The organism is Clostridium neuense (genome assembly GCF_045310695.1).
Taxonomy (GTDB): domain Bacteria; phylum Bacillota; class Clostridia; order Clostridiales; family Clostridiaceae; genus Clostridium_S; species Clostridium_S neuense.
The window spans coordinates 323,014-339,225 of the sequence record NZ_JBJIAA010000002.1; the positions used below are offsets into that span (position 1 = coordinate 323,014).

The 16,212-nt window shown below is 30.7% G+C and carries 15 protein-coding genes and 1 other annotated feature; of the genes, 4 read left to right on the plus strand and 11 right to left on the minus strand.

Going from position 1 to position 16,212, the window contains the following annotated elements; translation table 11 throughout:
* Positions 1-59: 59 nt before the first annotated feature.
* From ACJDT4_RS03830 to ACJDT4_RS03855, 6 genes are all read right to left on the minus strand, one after another.
* Positions 60-1,361 (minus strand): FtsX-like permease family protein, encoded by a 1,302-nt coding sequence (locus ACJDT4_RS03830; RefSeq protein ID WP_406786206.1) that lies wholly within the window; start codon positions 1,359-1,361, stop codon positions 60-62.
* Positions 1,351-2,118: an ABC transporter ATP-binding protein gene (locus tag ACJDT4_RS03835; protein ID WP_406786207.1), complete on the minus strand. Its 768-nt coding sequence runs from the start codon at positions 2,116-2,118 to the stop codon at positions 1,351-1,353. Before ACJDT4_RS03835 ends, ACJDT4_RS03830 begins: the two co-directional genes overlap by 11 nt.
* Before the next feature lie 138 nt (positions 2,119-2,256).
* Positions 2,257-3,258 carry a sensor histidine kinase gene (locus ACJDT4_RS03840; RefSeq protein ID WP_406786208.1) on the minus strand — a complete coding sequence of 334 codons (1,002 nt, stop codon included), beginning with the start codon at positions 3,256-3,258 and terminating at the stop codon, positions 2,257-2,259.
* A gap of 25 nt (positions 3,259-3,283) precedes the next feature.
* The gene (locus tag ACJDT4_RS03845; protein ID WP_406786209.1) at positions 3,284-3,970 is read right to left on the minus strand and encodes a response regulator transcription factor; all 687 of its coding nucleotides are present in this window, start codon (positions 3,968-3,970) and stop codon (positions 3,284-3,286) included.
* Positions 3,971-4,048: 78 nt separating this feature from the next.
* Positions 4,049-4,507, minus strand: coding sequence for a hypothetical protein (locus ACJDT4_RS03850; RefSeq protein WP_406786210.1), 459 nt, complete (start codon positions 4,505-4,507; stop codon positions 4,049-4,051).
* Positions 4,508-4,807: 300 nt separating this feature from the next.
* A complete protein-coding gene (locus ACJDT4_RS03855) occupies positions 4,808-8,299 on the minus strand; it encodes an efflux RND transporter permease subunit (RefSeq protein ID WP_406786211.1) in 3,492 nt (1,163 codons plus the stop codon).
* A 239-nt stretch (positions 8,300-8,538) separates the two neighbouring features.
* Here ACJDT4_RS03855 and ACJDT4_RS03860 point away from each other — a divergent pair, with 239 nt between their 5' ends.
* A complete protein-coding gene (locus ACJDT4_RS03860) occupies positions 8,539-8,925 on the plus strand; it encodes a hypothetical protein (RefSeq protein ID WP_406786212.1) in 387 nt (128 codons plus the stop codon).
* A 52-nt stretch (positions 8,926-8,977) separates the two neighbouring features.
* Here the strand turns inward: ACJDT4_RS03860 and ACJDT4_RS03865 are convergent, their stop codons facing one another.
* The 5 genes from ACJDT4_RS03865 to ACJDT4_RS03885 form a co-directional block, all read right to left on the minus strand.
* Positions 8,978-9,115, minus strand: a complete 138-nt coding sequence (locus ACJDT4_RS03865; protein ID WP_406786213.1) for a hypothetical protein — start codon at positions 9,113-9,115, stop codon at positions 8,978-8,980.
* Between the two features lie 28 nt (positions 9,116-9,143).
* Positions 9,144-9,689 carry a GNAT family N-acetyltransferase gene (locus ACJDT4_RS03870; protein WP_406786214.1) on the minus strand — a complete coding sequence of 182 codons (546 nt, stop codon included), beginning with the start codon at positions 9,687-9,689 and terminating at the stop codon, positions 9,144-9,146.
* A gap of 59 nt (positions 9,690-9,748) precedes the next feature.
* Complete coding sequence (locus ACJDT4_RS03875; RefSeq protein ID WP_406786215.1) at positions 9,749-10,243, minus strand: GNAT family N-acetyltransferase; 495 nt, start codon at positions 10,241-10,243, stop codon at positions 9,749-9,751.
* Between the two features lie 535 nt (positions 10,244-10,778).
* A complete protein-coding gene (locus ACJDT4_RS03880) occupies positions 10,779-11,396 on the minus strand; it encodes an NUDIX hydrolase (RefSeq protein ID WP_406786227.1) in 618 nt (205 codons plus the stop codon).
* A gap of 105 nt (positions 11,397-11,501) precedes the next feature.
* A complete protein-coding gene (locus tag ACJDT4_RS03885) occupies positions 11,502-12,269 on the minus strand; it encodes a DUF2087 domain-containing protein (RefSeq protein ID WP_406786216.1) in 768 nt (255 codons plus the stop codon).
* 192 nt (positions 12,270-12,461) lie between these two features.
* Positions 12,462-12,514: a sequence feature (sodium ion sensor (DUF1646 type); this cis-regulatory element may regulate processes involved in with the transportation of sodium ions), on the plus strand.
* Between the two features lie 59 nt (positions 12,515-12,573).
* Here ACJDT4_RS03885 and ACJDT4_RS03890 point away from each other — a divergent pair.
* From ACJDT4_RS03890 to ACJDT4_RS03900, 3 genes are all read left to right on the plus strand, one after another.
* Positions 12,574-13,749 carry a cation:proton antiporter gene (locus ACJDT4_RS03890; RefSeq protein ID WP_406786217.1) on the plus strand — a complete coding sequence of 392 codons (1,176 nt, stop codon included), beginning with the start codon at positions 12,574-12,576 and terminating at the stop codon, positions 13,747-13,749.
* An 18-nt stretch (positions 13,750-13,767) separates the two neighbouring features.
* Positions 13,768-15,117 (plus strand): chloride channel protein, encoded by a 1,350-nt coding sequence (locus tag ACJDT4_RS03895; RefSeq protein ID WP_406786218.1) that lies wholly within the window; start codon positions 13,768-13,770, stop codon positions 15,115-15,117.
* Between the two features lie 142 nt (positions 15,118-15,259).
* A complete protein-coding gene (locus ACJDT4_RS03900) occupies positions 15,260-15,931 on the plus strand; it encodes a BON domain-containing protein (RefSeq protein ID WP_406786219.1) in 672 nt (223 codons plus the stop codon).
* Positions 15,932-16,212 lie beyond the last annotated feature (281 nt).

A 16,212-nucleotide genomic window follows, 5' to 3' on the forward strand; every position in this document is an offset into this window, starting at 1 on the left:
ACCTGCTTTATTTAAATATATTCAATATGCTTAGTGTTTAACCAAACCCAAAAATTATTCTACCGCTTAAAAATTTCTTCTTCATATTTTCTTTTAGCTGCAAAATATCCTACTAAAAGTAATAAAAAGTACAGCAAACAAATAAGTACCGTTCCAAAATAAAATGTAAATTTTAAATTAGAAATTTCATTATATACTGCACTCATAAATAGACTTAATATCAAAGGTTTAAAAAAGACTGATAGGAGCTTAATTTCAATGAGTTTCTTAAATTCACCTTTGGTAATCCCTATTTTAAATAACTTGTCATATAAACTTTTGACAGTACTTATGCCAAGACATGCTTTATAAAAAATTATTGTTGAAAAAATTATGAAGCATAAAATTACAGTAAAAAGATATATAAAGGTTATGAAATTAACTTTATTCACTACCAATAAACTTCCTACGCTCATATGCAATTGTATATTATATACGTAATTAATTCTAGCGTAGGATATAATCATAAAACTTAGAATCGTAATTAAAAATGTAAGTCTTCCACTTGTATTGAATATACTCTTAATGCTTTTTATTTGTATGTAGGTTTTAAACCTGCTTTTTTTTATCAGCTTGTTTGCAAGCCATATAACTGGTGCAAAAGATAAATGAACTATAATCATGCTTATAAAAATATTCGTTACATAAAATTCCATACTTTTAGAAAAACCTACTGACATCTTTTTATAAAACATGTATCCTACTATTATTGCTGCTAATATTCTTAGTTTTCTATTTCTTAATTTAATAGGTATAGGTCTATTTTTATACTTTAAAAGTTCATTAACATTAAGACGCTTAGAAATATTAGACACCTTATAAATTATCAACAAAAGTATCCATAAAAATAATAAAAGCACATTAATATAGTTCTTATGTGTAATCTCAAAAGGCACATTTTTAAGTTTATACAGCTTAATTATTGAAAGAAAAAATATCTTAGAAAATATTATACCAAAACAAGTTCCTAAAATTACTGCTGTTGTAAGTAAAACAAAGCTTTCCATCAAGAGTAACTTCTTAAGTTCTCTTCTAGTTATACCAAGCAAAATAAAAGTTCTAAATTCACCAGTTCGCCATTTCATATAATTATTATAAGAATATACAATAAATATAGCTATACATATCATTATGTATACAATAGAAAGCTTTGCTATATAACTTATAAAAATATTTTCATTATCTTTTAATATATATGGATTTAAGATTACTGTAGAGTATATAAAATTTATCATTATAGCAAAGCTTGCTGATAGTATAAAGCCCACATATCTAAAAAAGTTAATCTTTAAACTTTTGGATAAAACTTTTTTATATTTCATCTGCTTCACCACCAATTATGGCAAGGCAATCTAGTATCCTATTAAAAAAATCCTTTTTTCCTTCTTTTCTATAGATTTCCGTATACATTTTTCCATCCTTTATAAAAAGCACTCTTTTACAGAAGCTTGCTGCATAGGAATCGTGTGTAACCATTATTATGGTGCTATTTTTATTTTCGTTTATCATCTGCATATACTTCATAAATTTTGTAGATGCTTTTGAATCCAAGTTACCAGTAGGTTCATCTGCCATTATTATTTTAGGATTTGTAATAAGTGCTCTACAGGCAGCCGCTCTCTGCTGCTGTCCTCCCGATACATTGTATGGATACTTATCTTTTTGTTCCCATATATTAAAAAATTGAAAAAGCTCTTTAACTTTATCACTCATACCTTCTTCATCAACATCATCTCTCATAAAAAGAGGTAAAATAGCATTTTCCTCTAAAGTCAGATCATCGAGCAAATCAAAATCTTGAGATATTATACCTAGATTATCTCTTCTAAAAATAGCCATATCATCTCTTGTAAAGTTAGTTATATCTCTCCCCATTATTTTTATCTTTCCAAGAGTTGGTTCATCTATACCACTCAATATATTTAAAAGAGTCGTTTTTCCGCTTCCTGAAGGCCCCATAATTGCAGTAAACTCTCCTTCTTCAATATTTAAGGTTATTCCATTTAAAGCATTATTAGAATTAATTTCAAACTTACCGCCGTAAACCTTTGTTATATTTTCCGCCTGAAGTATATACAAAAATTTCACATCCCCTGTATAAATAATACTATAACCTTATTATAAAAAAGTCTTTTTATAATAAAAATCTTTTTATATTAATATTTACTTACATTTTTGTAAGCAACTAAAAGTAAAGTCAGGTTATCTATATAGAATTCACTTAGAAATATATGTAATTTTAACCAAAGTCCCTTTCCCAACCTCAGACTCAACAGAAATTTCATGCCCCAAATTTTCAGCTATCTTTTTGCATATGTAAAGCCCTATTCCAGTAGAATTCTCAAAGTTTCTTCCATTTTCTCCTGTGAAAAACGGCTCAAAAACTCTCTTCAAATCATATTTAGGGATTCCAACACCCTCATCTCTTATAACTACATGTGTTTTATTATCATCTTGAATTATATTAAAAAATATATATCCTTTTTTATTCTTCTTAGAATACTTTATTGAATTTGATACTATTTGATCTATTATAAATCCACTCCACTTTTTATCTGTAAGAGCTAATGCTTTATCCATAGTAAATTCAACTTTAGGAAATACGTTTCCGTATATAAATTGATTTTTTCTTGAATTGATTGTTTTTTTTAGAAGTGCTACAAGATCGACCACTTCTGGTTCGTAATCTCTTGAAAATTGATCTAATCTTATTACGTTAAGTACTTGATCAAGTCCATTTTTTATTTTATAATTTTCTTCTTCAATATTTTTTATAACTTCTGTATCTATATTTCCTCTCTCTCTTTGAGTTATTAAGTTTATTACAGAAACAGGAGTTTTCATATTATGAATCCATTGAGAAATAAAATATTTTATATCAGAATTTTTATAGTTTATTTTACTTATTTCCTCCGAATAATTTTTGTGTATTTTAAAAATAGCCTCCGCCGCCATTTTTTGCTCTGGAGTTGCTGCTTCAAGATCGTAATATTCTCTTTCTATCCCTCTAGTTAAATTAATATTAAATCTGTAGTACTTAAACCACTGAACAACTATAAAAATAGCATATATAGAAAATACCAAAAGAAATGGATATAAAAAATCTGTTATATCTCTAGAAACGTAAAAATAAAAAAGTATTATTCCAGAACTTAAGAAAAAGCTTATACTGTAAAAAAGGTTTTCCTTTAAAAAGTTTTTAAAGATTTTTTTATACATTTAAATCTCCTAATCTATGCAATATTTATTCCTGAAAAGTTATGTAATATCCAATACCACGCTTATTTTTAACAACATTTTCTACGCCAATTTCATTTAGCTTATTTTTTACTCTAGTTACATTTACCGTAAGTGTGTTATCATCTACAAAAGAAGACTCATCCCATAATTCCTCCAATAGCTCCTCTCTAGTAACAACCTTATCTACATTTTTTAAGAGCTTGCTTATGAGTTTAAGTTCATTTTTAGTGAGGTCTATAGATTTATTGCCATAACTCATTTTAAATGTGTTTTTATCTAAGGTTATACCATTAACCTCAAATACTTGCAAGCTATCCTCGGAATATTCACCATATATTCTTCTAATAGATGCTTGAACCTTCGCTAAAAGCAATTCAAAGCTAAATGGTTTTGTTATATAGTCATCTGCTCCAATTTCAAGTCCTCTTATTTGCTCGACCTCACTGCCTCTAGCAGACATAAATATTATTGGTGCCTTTGATTTTCTTCTAAATATTCTGCATAAATTAAATCCATCATAATAAGGTAAATTTATATCAAGAAGCACAAGATCTGGCTTTACCTTTTCAAATTCTTCCTCTACCTTCTTAAAATTATTTATACTAAAAACCTCGTAATTATATCTTCCAAGATACTCCTTCGTAAATTCACAAAGTTTTTTGTCGTCTTCTATCACTAAAATTTTGTACATAACTTCCTCCAGATTTGCAATTCTTCCTTTAAGTATACCTCTATTATATACTCAAACAAAATTTTAGGATATATACATTTAATTTTTTCTATAAATCTTCTTTATAGAAGTATATTTCATAACTATATATACCTTTCTTGTTACAATTGTACTGCAAGTCATGCACAGCAAAGCATCACTAATTATAAGTGGATTGATTCCACCTATCAAATCTGTAACATTTCTTCTTATATAAAATTTAACAAGCATTATTACAATCATTATGCCTAAGCTAATTATGGAATTATAGTATACAACCTTGCCGGTTTGCTCATCATTTTCAAATCTTAAAAACTTTGATCTTAGTATTCCAAAAATTAATCCAATACCAGTGAAAAGCAAAAATATAAAGCCATCCACAATTGTAACATTTGATGTTCTAAAAATATCTTCTGCTGTACTTACAATAATTAAAAGCGGCATAATCCAAATAGTTTCTAGCTTTACCCTACTTGATTTTCCTCTTATAGTTTTTATTAATAAAAGTATAATAATCACAAAAGTAATATTTCCATACATATCTATCTTACTAAATCCACCATATTATTTAAATATCACTTAAGTAATCATTTTTACTAAAAAAGTAGGTACTTATATTACTTTAGTAACATAAATACCTACTTTCACTATATATAGATAACTTGTAATATTAAAGTAGCTGATGTTAAAACTTTACAAGTAATATTGGGGACGCTTTAATCAGTTGACAATGGACAGAGGACAATTGATATATGTTCATATAATTAGCATGTTCCAAAATAGAATTCAGCTAATTTTAATATTTCAAGTGGTTTATCTTTAGTCTCTCTCTAAAATACTGTACATTACAGGAACTATTATAAGCGTAAGCATTGTTGATACTACAAGTCCTCCTATAACAACTATACCAAGCCCCTGAGAAATTACCGCTCCTTCAGAGAAACCTGCGGCAAGTGGCATAAGCGCCATTATAGTTGCTATTGCTGTCATAAATATAGGTCTCATTCTTATTGAACCGGCTTCTAAAAGTGCTTCCTTTACCTTCATACCTTTCTTCCTATTGCTTTGCACTCTATCTAAAAGAACTATAGCATTAGTTACAACTATTCCTATAAGCATTAACATTCCTATAAGTCCTGGAATACTCAAAGGCTGTCTTGTTATAAATAAGGCAAATATAGCCCCTATAGCTCCAAATGGTAAAGAGAATAGTATTGCAAATGGTGCTTTAGGTTCTCCAAAGGCAAGTACCATTACTATATACACCATAAATATTGCTACAAGCATTGCCATACCCATCTGTGAGAAGCTGTCACTTATGCTCTTAGCACTTCCATTTTGAGTAAAAGTAACTCCACTTGGAATTCCTTTAATTGATTTTATCTTTTCCATGGCTATTTTAGAAGCAGCCTGAGTATCCTTTATCTTTATATCTGCCGTAACCGAAGCGTACTCATTTCCGTTGAGCTCAGCTACGCTTACAGGTCCATCTGCCACTTTAACCTCTGCTATATCACTTAAATTAAAATTGCCTGATGCCCCTTGAAGCTGTATTGCTTTAACTTTATCTAAAGAGTTGATATCTTTAGTATCATATCCTAAATATACATTTATATTATTTTTTCCAGATTGGATCGTAGTAACACTTGTGTAATTCATAATACCTTGAACCATTCCAGCAGCCATCATTGGGGAAAGCCCTTGTTTTGCAGCTTTTTCACTATCTATAGCAACAGATATTTCTGGCTTTTTAGCTGAAAGAGTATTGCTGACATTGGTAAGTTCCTTTAAACCTTTAAGTGCATCTGTAGCCTTATTAGCAGCTATTGTTATGTCATTTATATTATTTCCATTTACTAATATTTCAACATTATCCTTGCTGCCACTGGTAAAGCTTTGAACTGCAACAGAAATTTTAGCATTCTTGTTGGACATTTCTGAAGCTTTCTTTATAATCTCATCTGCTGCCTTATCATTGTTAACTCCATCTTTAAGAACTATAGTAAATTTACCAGAGTTACTTCCTTGAATAGACATTGCTGAAGCTGAGCTTGAACTGTTATCTCCAATAGAGCTTACTACGGTTTTAACGTCTTTTCTATCAACTAGATACTTTTCAAATTTAAAAGCTTCCTCATTAGTTTTCTCTGCTGAAGTTCCTGGTGTCATAGTTATTGTTCCATTTAATACATTTGATGTATCAGATGGCAAAAATTGAACTCCAACCCCTTTAATTAACAAAAGTGACAAGGCAAATATAACTATTGAAACACCCATAACTGCCGCCCTATGATTAAGCGCTCCACTAAGTATCTTTTTATATAATTCTACTACAGCACTTTCCTTCTTTTCTGGCTTTGGCTTTTCATTTAATATCATAAGCTTGCTCATTACAGGGACAACCGTTACTGCAACTAAAAGAGAAGCTAATATACATATTACAACCGTCAAAGCAAATGGAACAAATATTTTTCCTACTATTCCGCTTATCATTGCCAAAGGTAAAAATACTGCAACAGTTGTTATAGTAGAAGAAGTTATTGCAGACGAAACCTCATCCGCCGCTACCTGAACTACTTTATCTTTGGCGACGTCGTCTTTTAAAATTCGCCTATGAATATTTTCAATAACAACAATAGAATCGTCTACTATACGTCCTACAGCTACTGCCATTCCAGAAAGAGACATTATATTAAGTGTTATTCCGAATCTAGGGAGAAGTATTAATGCTATAAGTATTGAAAGTGGTATAGACACTACAGCTATTATGGTAGCCCTTATATTTTTAAGGAACAAAGCTATAACTACTATAGCAAATACTGCTCCTAAAACACCTTCTCTAACCATTCCATTTACAGAATCCTTAACATACTTTGAAGAATCGCTTATTTTGTTAAACTTAATTCCACTATTTGATTTTTGTAAATCTTCAAGAGAATTCTCCACATCCTTAGCAACATTTACAGTATTTCCATCATCAGTTTTATAAACGTTCATTATTATACTATTTTTTGTATTAGATCTTATAAAATAAGTACTATCACCATTTCCTCTTGTTACAGTCGCTACATCTTTAAGGTATACAACCTTAACCTGAACAGAAGGACTTGAACTATCAGTAGACGTACTTGTCTGACTTGAGCTACTTCCTGACTTCATAGATCCTGAAGATGATGATGACTTTGCTCCACTACCAGCTAGTGCCTTGCCACTTTGTATTTGTGCATTCATTAGCTTATCAAGTTGAGCTTGTGCTCCTTGAAGAGCCGCTTGTGCAGCTGATATGGTAGCCTGAGCTATTGCCTTGTCTTTAGCCGTTGCATTTGGATTACTTAAAACTGTCTGCTGATAAATTATTTGGGCTTGCGCCTTTTGCATTTGGCTTAATATGGCAATAGCTTCAGTATTTCCTCCAACCATCTGTCCCATTTGTCCCATACCTTGACCTAATTGGCCAACTGCTTGTCCTAGCTGTCCCACGCCTTGTCCTAGTTGTCCAACTGCCTGTCCTAGTTGAGTCATTCCACCTTGTACTTTTTGAAAAGCTTCGCCAACAACCTTAGTTTGATTCGGAAGTACTGCTATTGGCATTGCTTTTACATCATCAATTGTATAAAGCTTTTTAGTCATTTGTATAGGAAGGGTGCTGCTGCCTATATCAACATTGCCTGCAGGAAAAGATATGTTATTTCCCTGCAGTGCATTCTTCACATCTGAAATTGTAAGACCATTCTCTTTAAGCTTATCATTATCTATTTTTACATATACATCATCTTTAGAGGTTCCTTCTACATCTATACTAGACACTCCAGAAATACCGCTAAGCTTAGGTTCAATCTTATCATTAACTATTTTAGTTAACTCATCTATGCTTTTACTACTTTCAATAGAATATGTCATTACAGGAGCGCTGCCCATACTTACTCTTGATACTGTTGGCTTCTTAGCACTATCTGGAAGTTTAACTTTATTGACAGCATCCTCCATATTTTTTTCAGCCTTGTCCATATCCGTAGAATAATCAAATTGAGCTATTACCACAGATACATTTTCATTTGATGTAGTTCTTACATCACTTATTCCTTTTATACCAGAAACCGATTTTTGAATTGGTCTTGATATATCACTTGCAACATCTTCTGGTGACGCTCCCGGATATATTGTTACTGCTGTCACCACTGGTATATTTATATTTGGCATGGACTCCATGTTTATTGTCCCTGTACTATATATACCTCCAGCTGCAATTAATATTATTATTAGAAATATTACAAAGATATTTTTAAGAGAAAATTTAGTTAATCTATTCAATATTGTATCCTCCATTCACAAATCTTTTACTATATACAATTTTATATTGCTTAGAGAATTTATTAAATTTATTATACTTAAAAAAAGCTTACAATGTTGTAAGTTTAATCAGCCAGAATTAGACAAAGCTAATATGAATGATATTGGCTGAGTGTGTCATTATCTTAAACTTAATCATATACTATTATTGAGAATAACTCAGCTTCAAGCATACAAAAGAGAAATGGAAGTGAATAGACATGTCAGTTAGAATTACCGATTTTGCTTTTCCTCAAGGTATAATCAATGATATTGCTTTGGCTCAAGGCAATAACACTCCTCTTGCTTTTGCACAAGCCCCTATTGCAATTAACAGTTCTGCTCTAGTTATGAGCAAAGCAATACTCCATCTACCTCAGATTATGTTTGACTCTATAATATACGGAATAGTAGTTCAAAATATCGGTACTAATATAGCTACAGGAGTAATAGTAGAAGATAATGCTGTTTCCCATGTTTCGTTTACTAATGCAACAACAACTACAGGTACAATCGTAGCTTTAACCCCATCTATTGTTAGAGTTGTTGTTGGTGATATGGTACCAGGACAAATAGCTACAGTTTATGTTGTAGGAACAATCGCATAATAAAATATCTATCAGTTGAAATTATAAAAAAAGCAAACATGATATGTAACTATCAATTGTTTGCTTTTTTTAAGGATTCTGCATAAGATTCTCTTGCATTTCTAGCATTCACAAACTTAAAAAAGTTTTCACCTATGCCTTTACTTAATGTTAGAATCCCCTCTAAACCTTTATGCTTTTTGCCAAGCATACAGCACTTTCTTCCTTCATTCTTAATTTTATTCTCTCCAATTTTGAACTTTATTCTCGTTAATATTAAGCTCCATACTGCAAACAATATGCTTTTTCAAATTAAACTGCATTTCAATCTCATTAACTTTTTTGTATCCTAAACTTGTCCAAAACTCAATTCCTTTATGATTTTCTTCTATAACACCTATTCTTAACACTCTTGCTCCTAAATTTCCTAGCCAATTAACCAACTCTTTATGTATTTCACTCCCCAGACCATTACCTCTTTCTTTAGGTTCAATAAGCATAAGTCCAATTATCCATGTACTTTCTATCGGAAAATTTCTTACAATGTCTATAATTCCTATAAGTTCATTTATATTATTGAATATTCCTAATACAAATTTATCTTTAGAACCTTTGTTTGGTGGCAATTCTGTAAATATTTCTTTCGCATCATCCTCTTCCGGAAGTTCGCCGCCACTAAGAATGTAATAATCCGAACATTTTAAACACAAATCTTTAACCTTATTAGTTTCAGTTATATAAATTCTTTTAACTTCATAGCCATTTTTTAATTTTAATCTCTCCATATTAAACCTCCAATTTTATCGTAATCACAAAGCTTAGTATTTATAGTCCCCCATTACCTTCATATTTCTTTTTTCATAACAACCGCTGGAAGTTCCTTTTCTCCCCAGCTTAACTTAATATCTTTAAATTTAATAAATCCATTCGAATTCCAAAACTTAAGTACATTAACATCATAATTTGTAACTACATCTATCCTCATAGTTTCGCTTCCAAGTGATTTTGCATACTTTTCTAAAGCGCCATATATCAGCTTTCCAATCCCTTTACTTTTATGATTACTTTTTAATATTAATATGGACAAATACGTTTCTTTTTCAACTTTAAAATCCAATGCTCCAGCTACTTTATTTGATTCTTTTTCTATTATTTTGCAGGAATTAAAAGCTATTTTTTTCATATCTTCTAATTCTTTAATAACCCAATTACTGTCTATCTTATCTTTTCCTATATGATTCATTAGAAACTTTTTATTAGAATTGTATACCTCTGCAATTTCATAAACATCTTCCGAATATACTAACTCAACCTTAAATTTTTCCGTTTCAAAAAACATGCACTTTTCACCTCCTATAGATAGACACCTTGAAAATTACAAATCACATGATTATCCCCATGAACTGGAATTTAGCCAGATTTCTCAATAAAAATAGTGATAAAGCCTTTAAATGATGTACTATAAAGATTCATGCCAAAATTCCGTAGGTACGGAGGAATTTTTTCCTTGCACTACCGTGGGGTGAAATAACAATGCTGAAGGAACGATTTAAAAAAATTCTAATAAATCTTGGTTTAAAAATTGTAAAATACTTAGATATTTCAATCTGTCTGAGCAATAGCGAGTAAACATACACGAGGCTTGGGCTAATATATAGATGACTAATACAAGTTAAAGAAGGATAATGGGGTTACATCCCAAACCCCGTATACGATCGTTATCTTTCTATACCTCAAGCAAGCACTCGCTTAAAATCACCACTTAGATTTATAGGATTTATTATTGAAAGTACTTTTATTTAGTTCAAGAATCACATGGGCTAAACGCCCAAACCCCAATCGGTTTATGCGACGAAGCATTGTTACTTCACAATTTAGTATTTTTCCGCTTCTTCAAACACTCTCCTATAGTACTCCTCACCGTGAGGCACAAATTGATTCTTAAAAATTTTTTTGTGAATTTTTCTCCTACTTCCAGTACTATCAACTTGGAAGCCATCAGCTTGTACACTTTCTACTTCATCATTAAGTAATTTTATAAGTTCCTTGAGCTCTATTTGCACAAGTCCTACGACCTCATCCAGCTGCAAGATATAATTTTCAAGCTTTTCATTACTCATATAAAAATAAATATGACAATGCTCTCTGTCCATATAAGTTTTACCATCATATTCTTCTTTATAAATCACTGCAGGAATAAGCTCGCTAAATTTCACATCAATCCCAAGCTCCTCCTTGATTTCTCTTACTCCATCCTCTAAACTTTCTCCACTTACAAGATGTCCTGCTGAGCTCGTATCATACAGGTTAGGTGAAGTATCCTTTAATGGATGCCTTTTTTGAAACAAAAGAAATTTTTTATCATTTTCTTTTTTTATAACAAAGCACTGAAAAGTTCTATGCCAATATCCATTTTTATGAACATTACTTCTCAAGGCTTTTCCAATCAGTTTTTCATTTTCATCAAATACATCTAAGTATTCATCCACTATCATGCTAATCTCCCTTTATATATAGTTTTAATAACCTTATTTTCCGTAGGTACAGAGGAAAATGTTCCATCTGCGGTTTAAAGGAATAATGGTTTTCTTGTGACATTATTCCTTCACCCAGTATTGGCTGCAATCATCTTTCCTATCCATAAATCCGTATTCTATAAGTGCTCTTCTAAGCGAAACATAATCATCGTACATTCTTTTAAGCACTAAATTAACCTGCTTTTCATTATATTTTTCTCCACTTTTAAAGCTTTTTAAAATATGCCTTAATACTATTATTTTTTTCTTTTCCTTAGATGGGAATTCCTTAAGATGTCCTTCCTTATCAAAATAATTTTTAATAACCTTTTCTTCTTCATCTTCAGTTATAGCAAATCGTTCATCCGTCATATTGGCAGTCCTATGCACCGTTATCAGCTCCTCATTTTTATTCTGTTTTAAACTTTCTTTTTCATCTTTAATGCTATCCATTATTGCTAGAAATACCTTTGCTTGTTTTTCCTTTTCCCTTAATTTAAATCTATAATTTCTTATAGTTGACTGGCTTCCACCCATCTTTTCAGATATTTCCTTATCAGAAAAATTATTTTTATAATGCATTAAATATTCACGTTGTATATCTGTTAGTCCTGTATAAACCTTATTCATATTTATAAGATAATCAAAAACTGAAACATGCTTTTTTGATATATGAAGTCTCATGTATTTTTCAGCTTCATAAAAGCTATTTTCATACTTATAAATCATGCCTTTTTCAAATGTTTCTCCGCATATAAGGCATATATAAACTTCTTTTCCTTCATCATAAACATATCCTTTTTTAATGTCTTCTATAGAAGAATTCCAAAACACTTCTGAAATATCCACATAACTCCTCCTCGATAATTTTATAAACATTATACAACTTTGTTTATAAATTAGTCAACGTTTTATAGTTTTATCTATTATTATATTTAACTATGTTTGTCTAATACACTCCTTATGCACCCTTCCAGCAGTATCATTGATATTTTTAAACTTATATGCTAAAATAAGAATTAAGATTTATATTTTATTTCCGGTTGGGCAGTTAATTTGCTTTCAAGAGAATTGAATTTCTGGGGTGGGAAATTCCAAAAAGGGATTTCCTGCCCTTTTTTGCATACAAAAATTTAAGGGAGGATTATTGTTTATGGAAAAAATTTATTTGGATATAGCCTTAATTTTAATTTTTACTAAGATAGGTTCCATAATAAGTCTACATTTTAAAATGCCAGCAGTACTCGGTGAGCTTATAGCTGGGGTGCTTCTGGGTCCGTTTGTTTTTAACCTTATTACGCCTAACAGCAATATAACGCTTTTAGCCAATTTAGGTGTTGTAATGTTAATGTTCCTTGCTGGACTAGAAACAAACCTTGAAGAGTTAAAAAAAGCTGGTAAAAGCTCCTTTGTAATTGCCTGTTTGGGAGTGCTAGTTCCGCTTATACTTGGAACCGCATCAGCTTACATGTTCTTTAGCAACTTCTGGGAAAACTTGTTCGTCGGAGTAATATTAACAGCAACTAGTGTAAGTATTTCAGTTCAAACTCTCACTGAACTTGGAAAACTAAACACAAGATCGGGTATAAATATACTTGGAGCTGCTGTAATAGATGACGTTTTAGGACTCATTTTAATATCTGTAATACTGGCAGCGGCAGATTCATCAGGGGCAGGCAATGTATCACTCTTAGCTACCTTTATAAAGATAGCAATATTTTGCATAGTATGTATTTTATCTTTAGCATTTTTGCCAAAACTTATAGACAAACTTACTCAAAAATTTAAACCCCAAAGCGGATTGGCACTTTTAGCTATTGCTTTCGCACTAATATGTGCTTTTGCGGCTGAAGAACTTGGAATAGCTGCTATAACCGGAGCATATATATTTGGCTTAGTACTATCTCCTATAAGACATAAAGAATATATAGAAAAAAGAATAAAGGTAATTTCAGGTTCACTTTTATCCCCCATATTTTTTGCTTCTGTCGGTATATCTGCAAGCATAAAAGGTGCAAATACAGAAATAATTTTAATAACACTAGTTATGTTTACAATTGCAGTTATAGGGAAAATACTCGGTTGCGGTTTTGGGGCAAGGCTTTTTAAAATGTCAAGAAGCGAGGCTGTTCAAATTGGCGTTGGTATGATTTCAAGAGGTGAAGTTGCTATTATAACAGCAAATATAGGGCTTAATAAACACATAATATCCGAGGAAATATTTCTTCCAACAATTATAGTCGTAATACTTTCAACTATAGTAACTCCTGTACTTCTTAAAATATCATACTCAAGAAAAACAGATAAGTTAATTGATAAAAAAATATAATAATGAGGTGATCACTTAATGAAATCTTTGAAAAGACTTACTATTTACGAATCAATTTTTATTGCAAGTACACTAAAATGGACATTACTTTCAATAATTATAGGTTTAATAGTAGGCTCTTTTACTACTATATTTATAAAATTAATAAATATAGGCGTTAAATTTACAACTCAGTTTCAATATTACTATTTACTTTTACCTATTGCCCTTTTTTTAAGCAGCTTTATAATAATAAAATTAGCTCCTGATGCTAAGGGACATGGAACAGAAAAAGCAATCGAAAGTGTTAATCGCAATGAGGGTAATATGAAAATCACTGTAGTTCCAGTAAAACTTTTCACTACCTTTATTACAATAATCTTTGGAGGTTCTGTTGGTCTTGAAGGACCAGCCACACAAATAGGCGGTGCCATATCCTCATTTTTAGGTAATCTTTTCAAGATGGATATAATGGATAAAAGAAGACTTGTGGTATGTGGGATAAGCTCAGGCTTTGTATCCGTATTTAACGCCCCTGTTGGTGCTGCTATATTTGCTTGCGAAGTTTTATATATAGGAAAATTATCTTATGTATCACTTTTACCCTCACTTATATCCTCCTTCGTAAGTTACTACGTTGGATTATATATGGGAAATAAGCCCCTGGTTTTCAAAATAAATTATGTACCACAAAATCAGATTAGTTCCTTTTTAACCATATGTATATTTGGAGTATCAATTGGAATTTTAGCTATATTATTCATTAAACTAGTAAATTCTATAGAACGTATTTTTAGAAAAATAAAAATTTATGCACCTCTAAAAGGCATTATAGGCGGTATCATAATAATACTTTTGGTTTATATAACAAATTCCTTTACCTCACTTGGCATAGGAGATGAAACTATAAATAAAATCGTTCTAGGATCAAAAATTGGAGATTTCTCTTTTATAACAAAAGCCTTAACTACATCTTTAACCCTAGGTTGTGGAGGCAGCGGTGGAATCCTTACCCCTATGCTTTTCATAGGTTCTTCCTTTGGCAATGCTTGGGCTCAGATACTAGGATTAAATATAGCATTTTATTCCGCAATAGGCATGGCTGCATTTTTAGCTGCATGCTCAAATGTGCCTATAGCATCTATAGTAATTGCTATGGAGCTATTTGGAAATAACGTTGGGATATATGCCGCAATCGCAATAGGAATAAGTTATATAATTGTTGGTCATGAAAGTATTTATCCAACACAATTTGTTATGTCCTCAAAAACACCTTCACTTAAAGTAAAAACAAATGTCGAAGTTAAAGAAGTTAATGAAGCAGATCTTTTAACAAAAAAACATATAATATCTTCTATATTGAAAAACAAAAAAATTTTTTTCCATTAGATTATAAATCTTACATATACTTAATAATTTTAGATTTATAATTTTATATTCCATATGAGAACTACTTTAAATAATATAATATTTTAAATTATGTACAAACTAATATAGAGAAAATAATCTTAGTTGAAAGAAGGCGTTCTAAATGGCTTCTTATGATGATTCAATATCAACAACAATCAAAAAAAATATTATAAAAGAAATGGAAGATACTTCGAAGGACATTCATATAACAACAAAAGATGGATATGTAACTTTAACAGGTGTTGCAAATGTGCTGTATGAAAAGTTAAAATGCGAACAAATTGCCAAAAAAATTTATGGTGTAAAGACAATTGAAAATGATATTGCAATAACTACAGATGGAACAGTAACTGATAGAGAACTTACCGAAAAACTAAATGAAAACCTAAGAACCAGTCCTGATAGCGATAAGTTTCTTGGTGTAACTGGAAAAGTAAACGGTGGCTCAGCTCTTTTGATAGGTGAAATAGAAAATGAAAAATACAAAAAAGAAGCATTAATGGTAGCTTGCAAAACTTATGGCATAAAGGATATTGTTAATAATATTGACGTCAGTGGAACTAGTGAGGACATAAATTTAAGCAATACTATATACCAAAAACTAACAGAAAACAGAATCAATATATCAGATATAACTTATACCATAAAAAGAAATAATGTAACTTTAAACGGATTTGCCACAAATGAACGAGAAATAGCTTATATAGTTGATCTTATTGAAAGTATAGAAACAGTAAAACACGTTAATAATAAATTAAAACCTCGTCCATGGAAAACTGGAATTAGAGATTAGCGAAGTAACAATGCTTCGTCGCATAAAAAAAATCCTATAAATCTAAAGCTCAAAAATCATAAAATACTAATATATTTCAATAACTCGCTGAAAAGATGCTCAGACAAATTGAAATATCTAAGTATTTTACGATTTTTGAGCCAAGATTTATTAGGATTTTTTTTAACTGTTCCTTCAGCATTGTTACTTCGCTTCCACAATAGTTGGATCAATGTCAATATTTTAGACACAAAAGGTCGAACTTTTTATGCAATTTTTTTTGATAACTCCTCACATTGTTG

Coding starts and splice junctions, on each gene's coding strand:
- ACJDT4_RS03870 (WP_406786214.1), bottom strand. CDS start 9,689: ATGGAGAGATTAAAATTAAAAAATGGCTATGAAGTTAAAAGAATTTAT.
- ACJDT4_RS03900 (WP_406786219.1), top strand. CDS start 15,260: ATGGCTTCTTATGATGATTCAATATCAACAACAATCAAAAAAAATATT.
- ACJDT4_RS03865 (WP_406786213.1), bottom strand. CDS start 9,115: ATGCTTGGCAAAAAGCATAAAGGTTTAGAGGGGATTCTAACATTAAGT.
- ACJDT4_RS03840 (WP_406786208.1), bottom strand. CDS start 3,258: ATGTATAAAAAAATCTTTAAAAACTTTTTAAAGGAAAACCTTTTTTAC.
- ACJDT4_RS03860 (WP_406786212.1), top strand. CDS start 8,539: ATGTCAGTTAGAATTACCGATTTTGCTTTTCCTCAAGGTATAATCAAT.
- ACJDT4_RS03890 (WP_406786217.1), top strand. CDS start 12,574: ATGGAAAAAATTTATTTGGATATAGCCTTAATTTTAATTTTTACTAAG.
- ACJDT4_RS03830 (WP_406786206.1), bottom strand. CDS start 1,361: ATGAAATATAAAAAAGTTTTATCCAAAAGTTTAAAGATTAACTTTTTT.
- ACJDT4_RS03895 (WP_406786218.1), top strand. CDS start 13,768: ATGAAATCTTTGAAAAGACTTACTATTTACGAATCAATTTTTATTGCA.
- ACJDT4_RS03845 (WP_406786209.1), bottom strand. CDS start 3,970: ATGTACAAAATTTTAGTGATAGAAGACGACAAAAAACTTTGTGAATTT.
- ACJDT4_RS03875 (WP_406786215.1), bottom strand. CDS start 10,243: ATGTTTTTTGAAACGGAAAAATTTAAGGTTGAGTTAGTATATTCGGAA.